General features: G+C 66.8%; 11 protein-coding genes and 1 pseudogene. 8 read left to right on the plus strand and 4 right to left on the minus strand.

The window, feature by feature from the left end; translation table 11 throughout:
* Positions 1–218: 218 nt before the first annotated feature.
* The 3 genes and pseudogenes from KF833_21935 to cimA all read right to left on the minus strand — a co-directional run bounded on the left by KF833_21935 (position 219) and on the right by cimA (position 2,381).
* Positions 219–422, minus strand: a complete 204-nt coding sequence (locus KF833_21935) for a hypothetical protein (GenBank protein MBX3747977.1) — start codon at positions 420–422, stop codon at positions 219–221.
* 171 nt (positions 423–593) lie between these two features.
* Positions 594–866 carry a hypothetical protein gene (locus KF833_21940; protein MBX3747978.1) on the minus strand — a complete coding sequence of 91 codons (273 nt, stop codon included), beginning with the start codon at positions 864–866 and terminating at the stop codon, positions 594–596.
* Between the two features lie 45 nt (positions 867–911).
* Positions 912–2,381, minus strand: a pseudogene (gene cimA, locus KF833_21945) (citramalate synthase).
* A gap of 333 nt (positions 2,382–2,714) precedes the next feature.
* Here cimA and KF833_21950 point away from each other — a divergent pair.
* Both KF833_21950 and KF833_21955 read left to right on the plus strand, forming a co-directional pair.
* A complete protein-coding gene (locus tag KF833_21950; protein MBX3747979.1) occupies positions 2,715–5,183 on the plus strand; it encodes a DUF1553 domain-containing protein in 2,469 nt (822 codons plus the stop codon).
* 61 nt (positions 5,184–5,244) lie between these two features.
* The gene (locus KF833_21955) at positions 5,245–6,642 is read left to right on the plus strand and encodes a DUF1501 domain-containing protein (protein MBX3747980.1); all 1,398 of its coding nucleotides are present in this window, start codon (positions 5,245–5,247) and stop codon (positions 6,640–6,642) included.
* Positions 6,643–6,645: 3 nt separating this feature from the next.
* Here the strand turns inward: KF833_21955 and KF833_21960 are convergent, their stop codons facing one another.
* Complete coding sequence (locus tag KF833_21960) at positions 6,646–7,002, minus strand: cupin domain-containing protein (GenBank protein MBX3747981.1); 357 nt, start codon at positions 7,000–7,002, stop codon at positions 6,646–6,648.
* Between the two features lie 100 nt (positions 7,003–7,102).
* Between KF833_21960 and hemB the strand changes: the two genes are divergently transcribed.
* The 6 genes from hemB (at position 7,103) to KF833_21990 (ending at position 15,925) form a co-directional block, all read left to right on the plus strand.
* Complete coding sequence (gene hemB, locus KF833_21965) at positions 7,103–8,137, plus strand: porphobilinogen synthase (GenBank protein ID MBX3747982.1); 1,035 nt, start codon at positions 7,103–7,105, stop codon at positions 8,135–8,137.
* Positions 8,134–8,655 (plus strand): C40 family peptidase, encoded by a 522-nt coding sequence (locus tag KF833_21970; protein ID MBX3747983.1) that lies wholly within the window; start codon positions 8,134–8,136, stop codon positions 8,653–8,655. Before hemB ends, KF833_21970 begins: the two co-directional genes overlap by 4 nt.
* Before the next feature lie 255 nt (positions 8,656–8,910).
* Positions 8,911–11,841 carry an Ig-like domain-containing protein gene (locus tag KF833_21975; GenBank protein ID MBX3747984.1) on the plus strand — a complete coding sequence of 977 codons (2,931 nt, stop codon included), beginning with the start codon at positions 8,911–8,913 and terminating at the stop codon, positions 11,839–11,841.
* Between the two features lie 706 nt (positions 11,842–12,547).
* Positions 12,548–15,085, plus strand: coding sequence for a hypothetical protein (locus KF833_21980; GenBank protein MBX3747985.1), 2,538 nt, complete (start codon positions 12,548–12,550; stop codon positions 15,083–15,085).
* Between the two features lie 82 nt (positions 15,086–15,167).
* Positions 15,168–15,566: a fluoride efflux transporter CrcB gene (crcB, locus tag KF833_21985; protein ID MBX3747986.1), complete on the plus strand. Its 399-nt coding sequence runs from the start codon at positions 15,168–15,170 to the stop codon at positions 15,564–15,566.
* Between the two features lie 5 nt (positions 15,567–15,571).
* Positions 15,572–15,925 (plus strand): DUF190 domain-containing protein, encoded by a 354-nt coding sequence (locus KF833_21990; GenBank protein MBX3747987.1) that lies wholly within the window; start codon positions 15,572–15,574, stop codon positions 15,923–15,925.
* Positions 15,926–15,944 lie beyond the last annotated feature (19 nt).

Genomic DNA, 15,944 nt, shown 5'->3' on the forward strand with positions numbered 1-15,944 from the left:
CGGTGGAGGATGTTGAGGAGCTTGTGCTTGCCAGAATCGTCGAGGAGAGGGAGGCGGCCGGCGACGCGGGACATGCAGTGATAGACCGCCGGGAGTGTGGGGTCGGCTGTGATGCGTGGGGTTCTCATGTGTGTAGGGGGATGGCAAAGGAAGGAGGGTGCATCCAAAAAGCCGTGAGTCAATACAAAGGGCCTGTCTTATTAAAACTTGGATCAACTTTAACGAGCCTGGCTTATTACATGATACATGAAGCCCAAAGCCCTGAAGCCCATGAGGTCACGGCGGATGGCCTTGTCGCCGGTGAGGGCGGCGGCGTAGCCGCAGAAGCGGTAGTCCTTGGGATGGTTGACCAGTCCGGCGCGGACGGGGTTGAGGTCGATGCAGACGGCGATGGCGCGGAGGGTGCTGGGACAGTCTTCCACCAGGACACTGCGGAAGGGTTCGCCCCAGAGGTAACCGGAGCGGTCGTGGCGGCCATGGAACCAACGGGAGTTCGGAGGGGCGAGTTGGGTGTTCAGGGCAATGGGTTCACACTCTGGGCGGGATCGCGGAATTCGCCCCTCCGGGAGCAGACTGATCAGGCACGCTGTCAGTCAGGGCGAAGGGGATCCAGGGTCGAGTGTGAGGGCGTACTCGAGGGAATCGACCAGGGCCTGGAGGCTGGCGGTGACGATGTTGGTGTCCACGCCGACGGTGCCCCAGTCGCGCTGCCCGTTGGTGGCCTCGATGAGGACCCGGGTTCGGGCCGCGGTGCCGCGGACTTGTTCCAGATACTGGGCGGATACCTCAGTGGTCTGCCTGGCGGCCGCCATGACCTTCTTGCCAAGTCGGCTGCGGTCGTCGGCCCATGCCTTCTCGGTATCCATGGTCGATCGACGGGCTTCATCGATGCTTTGGGTCGTGTAGGGATCGGCATCGAGGATGCGGACCTTGTAGTCGATGAGGCGGACGGACTTGAGCTGGGGGAAGGGCTCGAGGAGGGCCTTGCGGAGGGCGTTGTCGAGCGCGTTCACGGGGCCGTCTCCTTCGGCGACGGTGTGGTAGAAGGCGCCCTTGCCGACGCGGACTTTGACGGTGGCCTCGCAGATGCCGTGCCGGGAGGGTGCGGTGTCCGGGGTTGCGGACGGGTCCTGGATGCCGGGGGGGTGAAGGGACTGCATCCGCATCGAGACGTGGTAGGACTCGACGGTGAAGAAGAGTTCGGGGTTGTGTTCGAGGACGCCGCGGATGAGGAGGGCGAGGGAGGCTTCGGCGGCCTCGTATTCGTAGCCCTGGGCTTCGAGGGTCTTGACCTTTCCGGTGATGGTGCGGGTTTCGGGGGCGTCGGGGGCGAGTTGAAAGCCGAGTTCCGCGGCTTTCAGGAGGATGTTGGTGCGGCCGGACATGTCGCTGACAAGGACGCGGCGGTGATTGCCGACGGCTTCGGGAACGATGTGTTCGTAGCTGCGGGCGACGCGGTCGATGGCATGGACGTGCATGCCGCCCTTGTGGGCGAAGGCGGTGGCACCGACCCACGGTTGTCGGGTGTCGTGGCGGACGTTGGCGATTTCGTCCACGAACTCGGAGAGTTCCTTGAGTTTGGGGAGGGAATCGGGCGGGACGGCGAGGCGGCCCATCTTGAGGTGAAGGGTGGGAATGACGCTGATGAGGTTGCAGTTCCCGGTGCGTTCGCCGTAGCCGTTGATGGTGCCCTGGACCTGGAGGGCGCCGGCTTCGACGGCGGCGATGGCGTTGGCAACGCCGAAGCCGCAGTCGTTGTGGGTATGGATGCCGACGGGGCAGGGGAGGGATTCGCGGGCGAGGGCGGTGATGCGGGCGATCTCGGTGGGAAGGCGGCCGCCATTGGTGTCACAGAGAACGACGCCGGCGGCGCCGGCCTGGGCGGCGGCCTTCCAGGTGGCGAGGGCGTATTCGGGTTCGTCGGCGTATCCGTCGAAGCTGTGTTCCGCGTCGTAGAGGACCATTTTTCCATGGTCCTTCAGGTAGCGGATGGTATCGGCGATCATGGCGAGGTTCTCGTCGGGTTGGGCGCGAAGGACCTCGGTGACATGGAGGAGCCAGGTTTTACCGACGATGGTGACCACCGGGGTTTCGGCTTCCAGGATCTGGCGCATGAGGGGATCGGCTTCGACGGCGAGCCCTTTGCGGCGGGTCATGCTGAAGGCGGCAATGCGGGCGGTGCGCCACGAGCGGCGGGCGGCCTGTTGGAAGAACTCCATGTCCTTGGGGTTCGATCCCGGCCAGCCGCCTTCGATGTAATGGATGCCGAAGAGATCGAGACGCTCGGCGATGCGGAGTTTGTCGGTGACCGAGAAGTTGATGCCTTCGGCCTGGGCGCCGTCACGGAGGGTGGTGTCGTAGATCTCGACAGTGGGGTTCATGGGGAGGGGTGTATGGGGAGATTCGGGGTTGGGAAGCGCGAAACCCCGTTCCGGGTCGCGGAACGGGGTTTTCGGGGGAAAACGCGTTCAGCGAACCGGCGTGACGGGAATCATCGCGCTGATATCGGCGATGAGAATGGCGATGACAGGGATCGGGGTTCCGACGGGCGGGACGGGCGGGATGTCGAAGGTCGATGGGCGGAACGAGGTCATCGCTGGGGACGGTTTATGGCACGCGAGGCCCCTGGGACAAGCGCGGAATTGACGGGATGGGCGATTCCCTGCGATGCATGCAGCCGACATCCCATGCGACGGATCCGTTCAAGCATTCTGATGGCGGCACTGTGTTGGGTCAGCACGATGCCCGGGACCGAGGCCTGGGGCCGGCCGGGGCAATCGTTCGAGGAAGCGCGGGATCATTGGGCCTTTCAGCCGATCCGGCGTCCGGCCCTTCCCGAGGTGCGGGATGCGGATCGGGTGCGAACGCCGGTGGACCGGTTTCTGCTGGCGCGGTTGGAGGCGGAGGGGCGGGGATTCGAGGCGCCGGCGGAGGCGCGGACGTGGCTGCGGCGGGTGACCTACGGGTTGATCGGGTTGCCGCCGACGTTTGAGGATGTCGAGGCGCTGGAGCGGGACGATTCGGCGTTGGCGCGGGAACGGGTGGTGGACCGGCTGCTGGCGGACCCGCGGTACGGGGAGCGGTGGGGACGGCACTGGCTCGATGTGGCGCGGTATGCGGACACCAAGGATCTGGTTCTCCTCTATGGGCGCGATGCGGTGCGGCCCTATGCGTACACGTACCGGGACTATGCGATCCGGGCCTTCAACGAGGATCTGCCGCTGGTGGATTTCGTGCGGGATCAACTCGCGGGCGACCTGGTGGAACCGCCGCTTCCGGCGTGGCGGCTGGCGGGGTTGGGGTTCCTCACGCTGGGCCGGTTGTTCGACAACAACCCGCACGACCGGATCGACGACCAGATCGACACGGTGACCCGGGGGATGCTGGGCCTGACGGTTTCCTGCGCGCGGTGTCACGATCACAAGTACGACGCCATCCTGATCGACGATTACTACTCGCTGTACGGGGTGTTCGCCTCGACCGAGCAGCCGTACCGGCTGCCGTTGATTGAGGAGCCGTCATTGGTGCCCGGGGGGATCGAGTTCGAGGGGAAGCTGGCGGGAGCGCTGGCGACCCTGGAGGAGCATCTGGATGTCCATTATGAGCGGTTGCTGGGAGTGATGCGGGGGAGGCTTGGGGACTACCTGCATCGGGCGGCGACGACGAGGCCGGACCTGACGGAGACGGCGCAGTTTGCGCTGTCGCTGACGCCGGACGATTTCCGTCCGGCGCTGGTGTTGAAGACGCGGCGGCTGCTGGCGGAGCGGGTCCGCCCTGAGGACCGGGTGTTTGGAATTTGGGCGGAGTGGAACGAGCTGGCGGACGACGAGACGTTTGCGGACCGGGCGCGGGAGGTGGCGGAACGTGCGTTGGCCGTGGCCTTGGAGCATCCGTCCGGGGAAGGGCCGAGGCATCGCGGGGTGGCGGCGTGGCTGTCGGAGAATCCGCCGGCTTCGCGGGAGGAGGTGCCGCGCCGCCATGGGGAGATGCTGCTGGCGCTCGACGAGGCGCGCGGCGGGCGGAGTTGCGGGGAGGAGGCGTACTTCGAAGGGGTGGAAGTGCAGGAAGTGGCCTTGCTGGTGAAGGGGCCTTCGAGCCCGGTATGGTTTCCGCGCCGGGACACGCCGGATCATCTCTCGCGGCCGGAGAAGGACCGGTACAACCAGTTGGTGCTGGCCCTCGACAAGCTGGGGGCGCATGCGGAGCAGGCGCCGCCGGCACGGGCCATGGTGGTGACCGAACTTTCGGCACCGTATGAGCCGCGGGTGTTTGCGCGGGGCAATCCATCGAGGCCGACGCGGGCGGTGTCGCGGTCCGTGCCGCGGGTGCTGACCGGGGGCGAGGTGCGACCGTTTGGGGCGGGGGACAGCGGCCGGCTCGAACTGGCGGAAGCCATCGGATCGCCGGACAATCCGCTGACGGCGCGGGTGATCGTGAACCGGATCTGGATGCAGCATTTCGGAGAGCCCCTGGTGGGGTCGCCTTCGGATTTCGGGACGCGAAGCGATCCGCCGACGCATCCGGAGCTGCTGGACTGGCTGGCGAGCGAGTTCATGGCCGGAGGCTGGAGGTGGAAGCCGTTGCATCGGTTGATTGTGTTGAGTGGGGCGTTCGCCCAGGGGACAGCCCTCGGCGGGGGCGGGGTCGGGGAGGGAGGTGGTCCGACGTACGAGGGGTATCCAAGGCGGCGCCTCGATCTCGAAGCCATGCGGGACACGCTGCTGTTCGTCTCCGGAAGGCTCGATCCGGCGATGGGCGGGCGTCCGGTGGATGTGGCGGGGGATGCGGGAAACCGGCGAAGGACGGTGTACGGGCTGGTGGACCGCCAGAATCTGCCGGGGCTGTTCCGGGCCTTTGACTTCGCGACGCCGGATCAGTGCGTGGAACGGCGGCCGTACACGACGGTGCCGCAGCAGGCGTTGTTTGCGATGAACGCGCCGTTCACGATCGAACAGGCGAAGGCCCTCGCGGCGGCGACGGAACGGATCCCGGAGGCCGGGGAGCGGGTCGGGGCGATGGTGCGTCAGGTGCTTGGGCGCCGGGCGCAGGAAGGTGAGATTCGGAAGGCGCTGGCCTTCGTGGAGGGGGAGGGGGATTCCGAGGCGGAGCGGGGGACGCTTTCGGCGTGGGAACAGCTGGCGCAGGTGTTTTTGATCAGCAACGAAGCGGTGTTTCTCGACTGAAGCGAAGCCGGCCATGAACGCGTTTGAACATCTGCCTCCCCGATACCTGACCCGGCGCCAGATGCTGCGGCAGATGGGAACCGGACTGGGCCTGCTCGGGCTGGTGGGGGCCCTCGACCGGGAGGGGGCGCTGGTGCCCCGGGTGCAGGGCGTGACAGCACTGGATCCGCTGGCGCCGAAGCCGCCGCCGTACCCCGCGCGGGCGAAGCGGATCATTCACATCTATCTGAATGGCGGGCCCTCGCAGGTGGACACCTTCGACCCCAAGCCGTCGCTGCGGCAGTGGGCCGGGCGGGTGATTCCCTCGGGGAACCTGACCACCGAACGGCCGCTGGGGGCGGCGCTACCGTCGCCCTTCGCGTTTCAGCGGTACGGGCAGAGCGGGATCGAGATCAGCGAGATTTTTCCCCGGACGGCGGAGCATGCGGACAAGCTGTGCCTCATCCGGTCGATGCAGGCCAACACGCCGAATCACGAGCAGTCGATGCGGCTGATGAACTGCGGGGACGAGCGGCTGTCGCGTCCGAGCTACGGTGCGTGGATCACCTACGGTTTGGGGACGGAGAACCGGAATCTGCCGGGGTTCATCGCCATGTGCCCGGGGTTGCCGGTGTCGGACGTGTCGAACTGGCGGTCGGCCTTTCTGCCGGGGATTTACCAGGGGACGCACATCGACACGAGGAAGCGGCGTCCGGAGGAACTGATCGAGAACATCGTCAATGCGCATCTGACGCCGGCCGCGCAGCGGCGACAGCTCGATCTGCTGGCGGAATTCAATGCCGAGCATCAGCGGGGGCGCGGGGACGATCCGAAGCTTGAGGCGCGCATCCAGTCGTTCGAGCTGGCGTACCGCATGCAGTTGGAGGCGACGGACGCATTCGATGTGGACAAGGAACCGGCGGCGATCCGGGAGATGTACGGGGACACGGTGCAGGCGCGTCAGTTGCTGATCGCGCGGCGGCTGGTCGAGCGGGGGGTGCGGGTGGTGCAGTGCTACCACGGGGACGTGCAGCCCTGGGACAGCCACGACATGATCGCCGACGCGCACCGGAAACTGGCGAGGGAAGTGGATCAGGGGATTGCGGCGTTGCTGACCGACCTGGAACAGAGGGGTCTGCTGGAGGAAACCCTGGTCCTGTGCGGGGGCGAGTTTGGGCGGACGCCGGCGGTGGAACTACCTGCGCCGGGGACACCGGGCAACGGGCAGGGACGGGATCACAACCACTACGGCTTCACGGTCTGGCTGGCGGGTGGGGGGGTGAAGGGCGGGCACGTGCACGGGGCGACGGACGAATTCGGATTTCAGGCGGTGGAGAAGCCGGTGCATGTGCATGACCTGCACGCGACGTTGCTGCACCTGCTGGGATTCGACCACGAGGAACTGACCTACCGGTACGCGGGCCGGGATTTCCGGCTGACCGATGTGGGGGGCCATGTGGTGAGGGAGATCCTGGCTTGAGGTTCAGGACCGGATCATCGTGAGGATCATGCGGAAGGGTTGCCGGGCGAGGACGGCGTGGGGCTGGCCGGCGGGCATGAGGAGCAGTTCGCCGGGGCGAACGGTGTGAGGTTGTCCGGCGATGGTGATCTGGGCCTCTCCGGAGATGCCCTGAACGAGGGCATCGAAGGGGGCGGTGTGTTCGCTGAGGCCCTGTCCGGCATCGAAGGCGAAGAGCGTGACGGTACCGGTGGGGCGACGAAGGATCTCACGACTGACGATGGCGCCGGGCTGGACGCGGACCCAGGTGTCGATGGCGACCGTTTGGGAGTCGGGCAGGCCTTTGGGTCGTTCGGGAATGGGGGGCAGCGTTTCAACCATGGCGTCAAGATAGCGCCTGGGATCGACGTGCGGATTGATGCGGGTCAAGGGAACCCGGGGAGGCTGGTCAACCGGAGGGTGTCGCGGCAGGATCGGGGGCATGTCAGGCATGGAGGCGTGGGTGGAGGGGTGGAATTCGCGGCGGCGATCGCGGCGACGACGGTTGAGCGAAGGGATGCGGGCGCTGGTCGAGGAGACCCGGCTTGGGGTGGAGGACCTGATTGCGCCGTTGTTTGTGCACGACGGCGTGGAGGCGCAGGTGCCGGTGCCGTCGTTGCCGGGGGTGGTACGATGGTCGATCGAGGGTCTGATTGGGGAATGCGGGGTCCTGGCGGAACTCGGGGTGCGGGCGGTGGCGCTGTTTCCGGTGACGCCACCGGGATTGAAGGATGCGCGGGGATCCGAGGCACTGAACCCGGACAACCTTGTGAACCGGTCGGTGCGGGCGGTGAAGCGCGCGGTGCCGGGACTGACGGTGATCACGGATGTGGCGCTCGATCCGTACACTGATCATGGGCATGACGGGTTATTGGAGGCGGCAACGGGGCGGATCGACAATGACGCGACGGTGGCGCGCCTCGCGGAGATGGCGGTGGTCCAGGCCGGTGCGGGGAGCGACTGGGTGGCGCCGTCGGACATGATGGACGGCCGGGTGGGGGCCATCCGGGCGGCCCTGGACCGGGCGGGGCGGCAGGACACCGTGATCCTCTCGTATGCGGCCAAGTTTGCCTCGGCTTATTACGGGCCGTTTCGGGACGCGGTGGGAAGCCGTGCGGCAGCCGGGGGGACGTATCTCGACAAGCGGACCTACCAGTTGAATCCGGCCAATGCCCGGGAGGCCCTGGACGACGCCTTGCGGGACGAGGCGGAAGGGGCGGATCTGCTGATGGTCAAGCCGGCGGGGCCGTATCTCGACGTGATCCGGGCCTTGCGGGAGGCGACGCGTCTGCCGGTGGCGGCGTATCAGGTGTCGGGGGAGTACGCGGCGCTGCACGCGGCATCGGAACGGGGTTGGCTGGACTTGAAGGCGGCGCGGGACGAGTCGGTGCTGGGCATCAAGCGGGCGGGGGCGGATCTGATTCTCACCTATTTCGCCCGGGCCCTGGCCGAGGATCTGCGGGGAGGAGCACGATGAGGAGCGGGGAGGTGGGGGGCATCGGGAAGCCGGGCCCGGCCGGGTGGGGGTTCCTGGGGCTGCTGTTGTTGGGTGTGGCGTTGGGCGGGGTGTCGTGCCGAACGGGGGGCAAGGTGGATCGGCACGACCGGGGGCCGTCGGTATCGGCCTGGGAGCGGGAGGTGGAGCGCTGGATGGGGACGCCGTACCGATGGGGAGGCGACACGCAGCGGGGGGTGGACTGTTCGGGGTTCGTGCAGCAGGTGCATTTCCGGGTGAGCGGGGTGCGTCTGCCGCGGACGACGGCGGAACAATTCAAGGTGGGCACCGCGGTGGCGCGGCGGGAGTTGCGTCCGGGGGACCTGGTGTTTTTCGAGACCACGGGGCGCGGGGTGTCGCATGTGGGTCTGTCGCTGGGTGGCGACCGGTTCGCCCATGCGAGCCAGTCACGGGGCGTGGTTGTCGCCGGGTTGGGCGAAGCGTACTGGACGCAGCGGTATCTCGGGGCGCGACGGGTGGTGCGGCGGGTTGGGGGCTGAATTGGGGGGGGGGCGGATCGGATTCCGGCGTGGCGGAAGTGACTGGCGGACGCGCGAATACGCCATTTCCAATCCCGGAGGTCTTCTTGACACGGTGAAATCCGGACCCTTAGCCTCGCCCGTCCGCCGCATTCCGAGCCAGAGAGTCTGGCATAGGCCCGCAGTTTGTGACGAAGACGTCATGACGGAGTGACGGGGATCGTGCCCTCAATGAGAAACCCTGCCGACAATAACTCCGATTCATAACGAACCTTTATGACACAACCGACCAGGAGAAAGCTCTGGACGCTGGCCTGCCTCACGGCGGCGTTCGGGTGGATGTCTGCACAAGCCGCCGCACCGGCGACGCCACAGGGCTATATCAAGGCGAAGGAATTCCTGAACATTGGGGGTACCGCCATCACCGATCTGACCGGGAACGCGAAGTTTCCCGACCGTCCGGACCTGGTGGCCTATCCGACGTACTTCGAGTGGCCTCAGGCCGATCCGCCCGACATCAACACGCCGCCGCCGGGGGATGTGAAGAACAACTACGGCGTGCAGATCATTGGCTACTTCCACCCGCCGGCGACCGAAGCCTATACGTTCTATCTGTCCGCCGACGACAACGCCGAATTGTGGTTGAGCACGGACGAGAATCCGGCGAACAGAGTGCGGATTGCGACCGAACCTCAATGGAACAACCCGCGGGACTATTTCGGGACGGACCGGCGACCGAACGCGGAGAACATTTCGGCTCCGATCAACCTGGTGCAGGGCCGGGCGTATTACATCGAGGCCCTGATGAAGGAAGGCACCGGCGGGGACAACCTTTCGGTGTCGATCGATGGGTTCCTGCCGATTTCGGGGGACATGCTTTCCGGGTTCGAGGTGGGTCAGGCGCCGGTGATCCTGGCGCAGCCTGCGGATGCGTTTGTGTATGCCGGGGGTTCGGCGACGTTCTCGGTGGGTTTTGACATTCCGCCTCCGGGCACGTTGACGAGCATCCGCTGGCAGAAGAACAACGCGGATATTCCGGGGAGCAACGTCAGCACGCTGACCCTGCCGGTGGTGGCGGCGGACAACGGGGCCAAGATCAAGGCCATTCTGACCACTTCGGTGGGCACGGTGACGTCGGAGGAAGCGACGTTGACGGTGGCGTCGCTGGCGAATGAATTCACGCCGGGCGTGGTGAAGTTCGAGGCCTACCACGACATTGCGGGGACGGCGGTGGATCTTCTGCTGGACGATCCGAAGTATCCGGATGCGCCGGACAACGTGGCGCTGCTGGGGGCGATCGACACGCCGAACGGGTATGGGGACAACTATGGGGCGCGGGTGACGGGGTTCTTCATTCCGCCGACGACCGGGCAGTACCGGTTTTTCATCCGTAGCGACGACGCCTCGCGCTTTTATTTGAACACGACGGCGGGCGGAGCGACACCGGATGCGTTCCTGGATGTACCGATCGCCGAGGAGACGGGGTGTTGCGGGGCGTTTCTGGAACCGGACGACGACATGGGGCAACCCTACGAGACGTCGCTGGCGATCCCGTTGACGGGCGGGCAGCGTTACGCCTTTCTGGCGTTGGTGAAGGAAGGGGGCGGCGGAGATTTCCTGCAGGTGGCGGTGCGACGGGAGGGCGACACCACGCCGGCGGGTTCGCTGGTGCCGCTGGGCGGGTCGATGGTGGGGGTGAATGCCAAGCCCAGTCTGGGCACGCCGCAGATCACCGGCCAGCCGCAGGGCATTCCCCAGTTGCTGCAGGGCCGGAGCGCGGTGCTGAGCATCGCGGCGTCGGTCACTCCGACGGCCTACAACTTCCCGGTGCTGGTGCAGTGGCACCGGAACGGGACGGCGATTCCGGGCGCCACCGGCCTCAGCTACAGCATCGCCTCGGCCTCGGCCGCCGACAGCGGCACCTACACGGCCGTGGTCAGCGCCCCGAGTGGCGAATCCGTGACCAGCGGAGAAGCGGTGGTGACCTATGTGGCCGACACGTTTGCGCCGAGGATCAGCCGGGTTCAGGCCACCTCGGTCTCGACGTTGATCGTGACCTTTGATGAGCCGATCGACGTCGCGACGGCTGGGATGGCAGGGAACTACTCGATCTCGGGCGGCGTGACCATTTCGGCGGCCACGGCGTCGGGCAGTTCCGTGCTGTTGAGCACCAGTGCCCTGACAGTCGGGGCAGACTACACGCTGACCGCGGGCGGGGTGCGGGACCCGTACGGGAACACGATGGCGGCGGGAACGACGGCGAACTTCCGCGCGAATGTGGTGTCGTATGCCGACGTGATTCTCGCGGACGGGCCGATCCTCTATTATCGGTTCGAGGAAGGGACCGGCCAGAGGACGGTGAATCTGGGCACGGCGGGTTCGGCGGCGGACGGGCTGTGGATGACGGGCTTCGGCCCGGACGATTCCTCGCCGACCGACGTGAGTTTTGGCGAGGGACCGCGGCCGAGCGAGTTCTTCGGTTTTGCGGCGAGCAACCGGTCGGCCCGGTTCACCGGGCAGGATGACCTGCTGTGGCTGGATGCGCAGTTGCAGCTGCTCAACAACCTGGGAGCCTTCACGCTGGAGTACTGGGTGAAGCCGGCCAACCGGGTCTCGGACCCCACGACCTTCGGCAACCGCATCGGAATTGTCGGCCAGAACGACGCCGTCGAGTACGGGTTTATCAATCCGAATACCATCCAGATCTGGACGCCGGGCGGCGGGTCGCTCGACACGACCTACACCTTCCCGGACAACACGTGGCATCACGTGGCGACCATCGCGGACGGCACCAGCATCAAGAACTACTTCAACGGCGTGTTCATCAACCAGATCACGCAATCATCGGCCAACTACGGGAGTTCCGACTTCTCCGTGCGCATCGGTGGCGGGGGTGTCTTCGACGGGTCGGGCAATCACTTCACCGGCGAGATCGATGAAGTGGCCATCTTCGACAAGGCCATTCCTGCGGATCGCGTCGCGGCGCACTTCAGGGCTGGCAAGGAGGGTGGCAGCGCGCCCGGATCGGATCCCGCGACGCTCATCGTATCCCGCACCGCGACGGGCGTCACCCTGGCCTGGGAGGGAGGCGGTACCCTGGAGACGGCGCCAGCCGTGACCGGTCCGTGGACCCCGGTGGCGGGTGCATCGAGCCCACACGCAGTGCTCAGCAGCGGTGCAGCGGCCTACTATCGGGTGTCGCAATAGCATCTCAGCGCTTCCCGTCGGGTGGGCGCAATCCGCGTCCGCCCGGGCGGAGGTCTGCTGATCAGAACTTCGCAGCGACCGGACCTTTTGGGGTCCGGTCGCTTCGTTTTTGGGGCGAAGGGTGGGGACGGGGCCCCGATTCCCTGGCGAACGAATTGGCTTGAGGATGGACGAAGGGGGATGGGTGCAAGGGTGTGACCGGGTGAGGCCGGGACACCAACGAGACGAGGGACGGCGGGCCGGAGCGGTTCGGAAAGAACAAGCCAGGCACTGTACTGTTGATCTGTAATTTTAATAAGGCTGGCATAATGAATTTGACCTCTACAGCCCCAATAAAGCCGGGACACCGAACGGGTGATTGTAATACGGCTGGCATCCTGAATACGGCTGGCATCCTGATGTTGACCGCGATCTCGTTGCGCCTTCCGACAACTCGCCGATGCGCCCCGGGTGGTGGGGTGCATCCCGGAGTGGTGGGTGAGGAGGCAGGGAATCGGAGGGACGAGCCCTGCGAGTCCTCAAGCCAAAGCTCCACACCGGTGCGGCCTCGTGGAACTCGGCCCTCCGGAGCGACGCCTGGCGAAGTGGGCGCCTCTCCCCACAACTCCGGGATGCACGGCGGGTGGTGCGCCGGAGGGCAAAGTCTTTGACACTCCGGAAAGGGTGTCAGCAGACTCGGGGACCTCCTTGAGGGGGTGAAACACCTATGATTTTTCCGCGGGACGGCTGGACCGGTGGCACGCATGGGCGAGGGGTGTGCGCGGCGTTGGGCATGGCGCTCGGCATGGCCTTCGTGGCCGGCGGTGGGGGATGGGGGACGACCGTCGGGGCGATGCGGATTCCGGAGGTGTCGCTTTCCATGCCGCTGTTGTCGGCGTCGGTCCGCGTGGGAGAGCGTGCGCCGCTGCCGGTTGCGGGGTCGGGGGTGCCACAGCGATGGTCGCTGCCGCTGGCCTTCGAGCCGGCCGACGAGCGGGCGCCCGGGGATGCGGGATACATCGCGAGGGGGGATGGATACACGGTGTACGTGACGGGCGGCGGGGCGCTGCTGGCGTTGTCTGGCGGGAGCGGGATGGCGTCTGGAACATCGGACGAGGCGGGGCAGCGGGCGGGGCGGCGGGAGCGGGTGACGGGAGGGGAGCGGGCGCTTCACCTGGTGCGATTGCGGTTCGAGGGGGCGGAGACCGAGGGGGAGGGGATTCCGGAGGGTCCGATGGCGGGACGGGTGCATCGACTGAGGGGGGAGGATCCGAGCGGCTGGCAGACGGGCGGGGGCCGGTATGGTCGGGTCCGGTACACGGAGGTGTACCCGGGGATCGACGTGGTGTTCCACGGGCATGGGCGCGAGCTGGAGTATGACTTCGTGGTGGGGCCCGGTTCGGATCCCGGGCAGGCGCGACTGCGTTTCGATGGCGTGAGCGGGGTGACATTGGGGGAGGACGGGGGCCTGCGGATCGAGACGGGGGTGGGGATGGTGCATCAGCGGGCGCCGGTGGCGTTTCAGGATGGGCCGCTGGGACGCGAGAGCGTGCGGGTGGGGTACCGGATCGAGGAGGACGGGGCGATTGGATTTGAGTTGGGGGACTACGACCGGGACCGGACCCTGGTGATCGATCCGATTCTGAGTTACGCGACGTTCCTGGGTGGGTCCGGAGTGGACCAGTGCTGGGACATTGCGGTGGACGGGGATGGGTCGGTGTGGGTGGCCGGCGAAACGGAATCGGCGTCGCTGTCGAACCTGCGGATCCTCTCGACGAACACGTGGTCCCCGGTCTTTCTGGGGGGACAAGCGGGGATTGGGGGGGATGCGTTCGTGGCGCGGCTGAATGCCGACGGCACGGCGGTGGAGTGGTTCACGTATCTGGGGGGATCCGATCTGGACGGGGCCTTCACGCTGGCGATTGGGGCGGGGGGCGAACCGGTGATCGGAGGGTTCACGTCCTCGACCAATTTCCCGGTCACGGCCGGGGCGGTGATGTCGGCGGTGCCGGGGTTGACCAACCGGTTCACGGGCCGGCTGCCGCTGTCGGGGTTTGTGACGCGGCTGACGGCGGACGGATCGGGGATTGTGTCGTCCACGTTGTTTGGGGGGGACGGGGAGGACCAGGTGATCGATCTGGAGGTGTTGGAGGATGGGCGGGTGGTGGCGGTGGGAAGCACAACGTCCACGAACCTGCCGTTGCCGGGGACGACGTTGCAGGCGGGGGCGGGTGGGGGGACGGATGCGTTTCTGGTGGTGCTGGATGGGGCGGGGACGGAGGTGCTCGGGGGCGGTTATCTTGGGGGGAGCGGGCGCGATTCGGCGGAGGGAGTGGCGGTTTGGGGCGGGATGGCGCATGTGGTGGGGATCACGGCGTCCACGAATTTCCCGGTGCGACGGGCATGGCAGTCGGAACCGGGGGGGCAGGCGGACGGGTTTGTGGCGGGCTACCGGCTTGCCGGGGGTGCGGAGGCATGGGAATACGCGACGTATTTTGGCGGTGGAGAGAACGACTACGCATACCGGGGGCGGATGGGGCCGACGGGGGAGTTGTGGGTGGTGGGGGAGACGGGTTCGACGAACTTCCCGACGTTGGGATCGTTGCAGAGCACGAACGCGGGGTTCATCGACGGGTTTGTGGCGCGGTTCACGGAGGCGGGGACGCTGGTTTCGAGCACGTACTTCGGGGGTGGGGCCGTGGATGCGCTGTGGGATGTGGCGGTGGATGGGCGGGGGCGGGCCCATGTGGTGGGAGAGAGCGCGTCGGGTACGTTGCCCGGGGTCGGGGAGGGATCGCTTCAGTCCACCAACCGGGGGGCGGCCGACCTGGTTCTGGCGTGGATCGATCCGGACGGGACGTTGCTGACGACCTATTACGGGGCGCCGGGCGAGGAGGTGGCCTACGGCGTGGCGGCGGACGCGGCGGGGAACACCTATGTCACGGGCCGGGTATTGTCGCCGCTGTTTCCGGTGAGCAGCACCAATGTGGCGCAGGCGACGTTTGGCGGGGGACGGACGGACGGGTTTGTGTTGAAGGTGGTGCATGAACCGCTGATCGAGGCGGCGCGGGTGGAAGGCGGGGTGGAGGTGTCGTGGACGGCGCCCAATCCGGGATTCGTGCTGGAGACGGCGAGCGCGTTGGGGGGTGCGGAGGCATGGGCGCCGGCCGGGGTGGAGGCGGAGGTTCGGAACGGGCGGCATGTGGTGCGGCTGCCGATCGAGGCGGCGGACTGTGTGTTCCGGTTGCGATGGGAGCGCCAGTGAACACTGGGTTGCGACGGCGGGTGGTGAAGGACAGGAGGGATTGAACCATGAACGCGCGGTTGGGACGATGGCTGGAGGTCGCATGACCGGCGCGATCTGGGTGTTCCTTGGCGGCGGGTTGGGGAGTCTGGCGCGATGGGGATTGTCGGGGTGGGTGGCGCGGCAGTTTGGGGAGACGTTTCCATGGGGCACGCTGGTGGTGAACGTGACGGGAAGTTTTGTGATTGGGTGCCTGGCGGGATGGACGGGGCCGGACGGGCGCGGGCTGATGCCGGTGGGGGTGCGGCAGTTTCTGATGCTCGGGGTATGCGGGGGGTACACGACGTTTTCGTCGTTCAGTCTGCAGACGCTGGCCCTGATCGAGGATGGGCAATGGCTGCGGGCCGGAGCCAATGCCGGATTGTCGGTGGTGCTGTGTCTGGCGGCGGTGGTTCTGGGACAGATGGCGGTGACGGCGCCGTGGGCGGGTTGGCGATCCTGACGACCATGGAGATTCCGAGCGACGCGCAGGTGTTGAGGATTTTCCTCGGGGAAAGCGACCGGTGGAAGGGACAGCCGCTGTACGAGGCGATCGTGCTCGCGGCCCGTGAGCGGCATCTGGCGGGGGCGACGGTGTTGCGGGGCCCGATGGGTTTCGGGAAGTCGAGCCGGCTGCACACGGCGAAGATCCTGAGGCTGTCGATGGATCTGCCCATGGTCATCGAGATCGTGGACACGGAGGAGAAAATCGCCGGGTTCCTGCCGGCCCTGGACGAGATGATGCAGGGCGGGTTGGTGACGTTGGAACCGGTGCGGGTGATCCGGTATCGGGCGGGGGAGATGGGGGAGACCCAGCCGTAGCCATTCAGCAAGGTCGGGC

The sequence above is a fragment of the Verrucomicrobiia bacterium genome (assembly GCA_019634625.1).
In the GTDB taxonomy this organism is placed as follows: domain Bacteria; phylum Verrucomicrobiota; class Verrucomicrobiia; order Limisphaerales; family CAIMTB01; genus CAIMTB01.

Coding starts and splice junctions, on each gene's coding strand:
- KF833_21940 (MBX3747978.1), bottom strand. CDS start 866: ATGGATACCGAGAAGGCATGGGCCGACGACCGCAGCCGACTTGGCAAG.
- KF833_21950 (MBX3747979.1), top strand. CDS start 2,715: ATGGCGGCACTGTGTTGGGTCAGCACGATGCCCGGGACCGAGGCCTGG.
- KF833_21955 (MBX3747980.1), top strand. CDS start 5,245: ATGCTGCGGCAGATGGGAACCGGACTGGGCCTGCTCGGGCTGGTGGGG.
- KF833_21960 (MBX3747981.1), bottom strand. CDS start 7,002: ATGGTTGAAACGCTGCCCCCCATTCCCGAACGACCCAAAGGCCTGCCC.
- hemB (MBX3747982.1), top strand. CDS start 7,103: ATGTCAGGCATGGAGGCGTGGGTGGAGGGGTGGAATTCGCGGCGGCGA.
- KF833_21970 (MBX3747983.1), top strand. CDS start 8,134: ATGAGGAGCGGGGAGGTGGGGGGCATCGGGAAGCCGGGCCCGGCCGGG.
- KF833_21975 (MBX3747984.1), top strand. CDS start 8,911: ATGACACAACCGACCAGGAGAAAGCTCTGGACGCTGGCCTGCCTCACG.
- KF833_21980 (MBX3747985.1), top strand. CDS start 12,548: ATGATTTTTCCGCGGGACGGCTGGACCGGTGGCACGCATGGGCGAGGG.
- crcB (MBX3747986.1), top strand. CDS start 15,168: ATGACCGGCGCGATCTGGGTGTTCCTTGGCGGCGGGTTGGGGAGTCTG.
- KF833_21990 (MBX3747987.1), top strand. CDS start 15,572: ATGGAGATTCCGAGCGACGCGCAGGTGTTGAGGATTTTCCTCGGGGAA.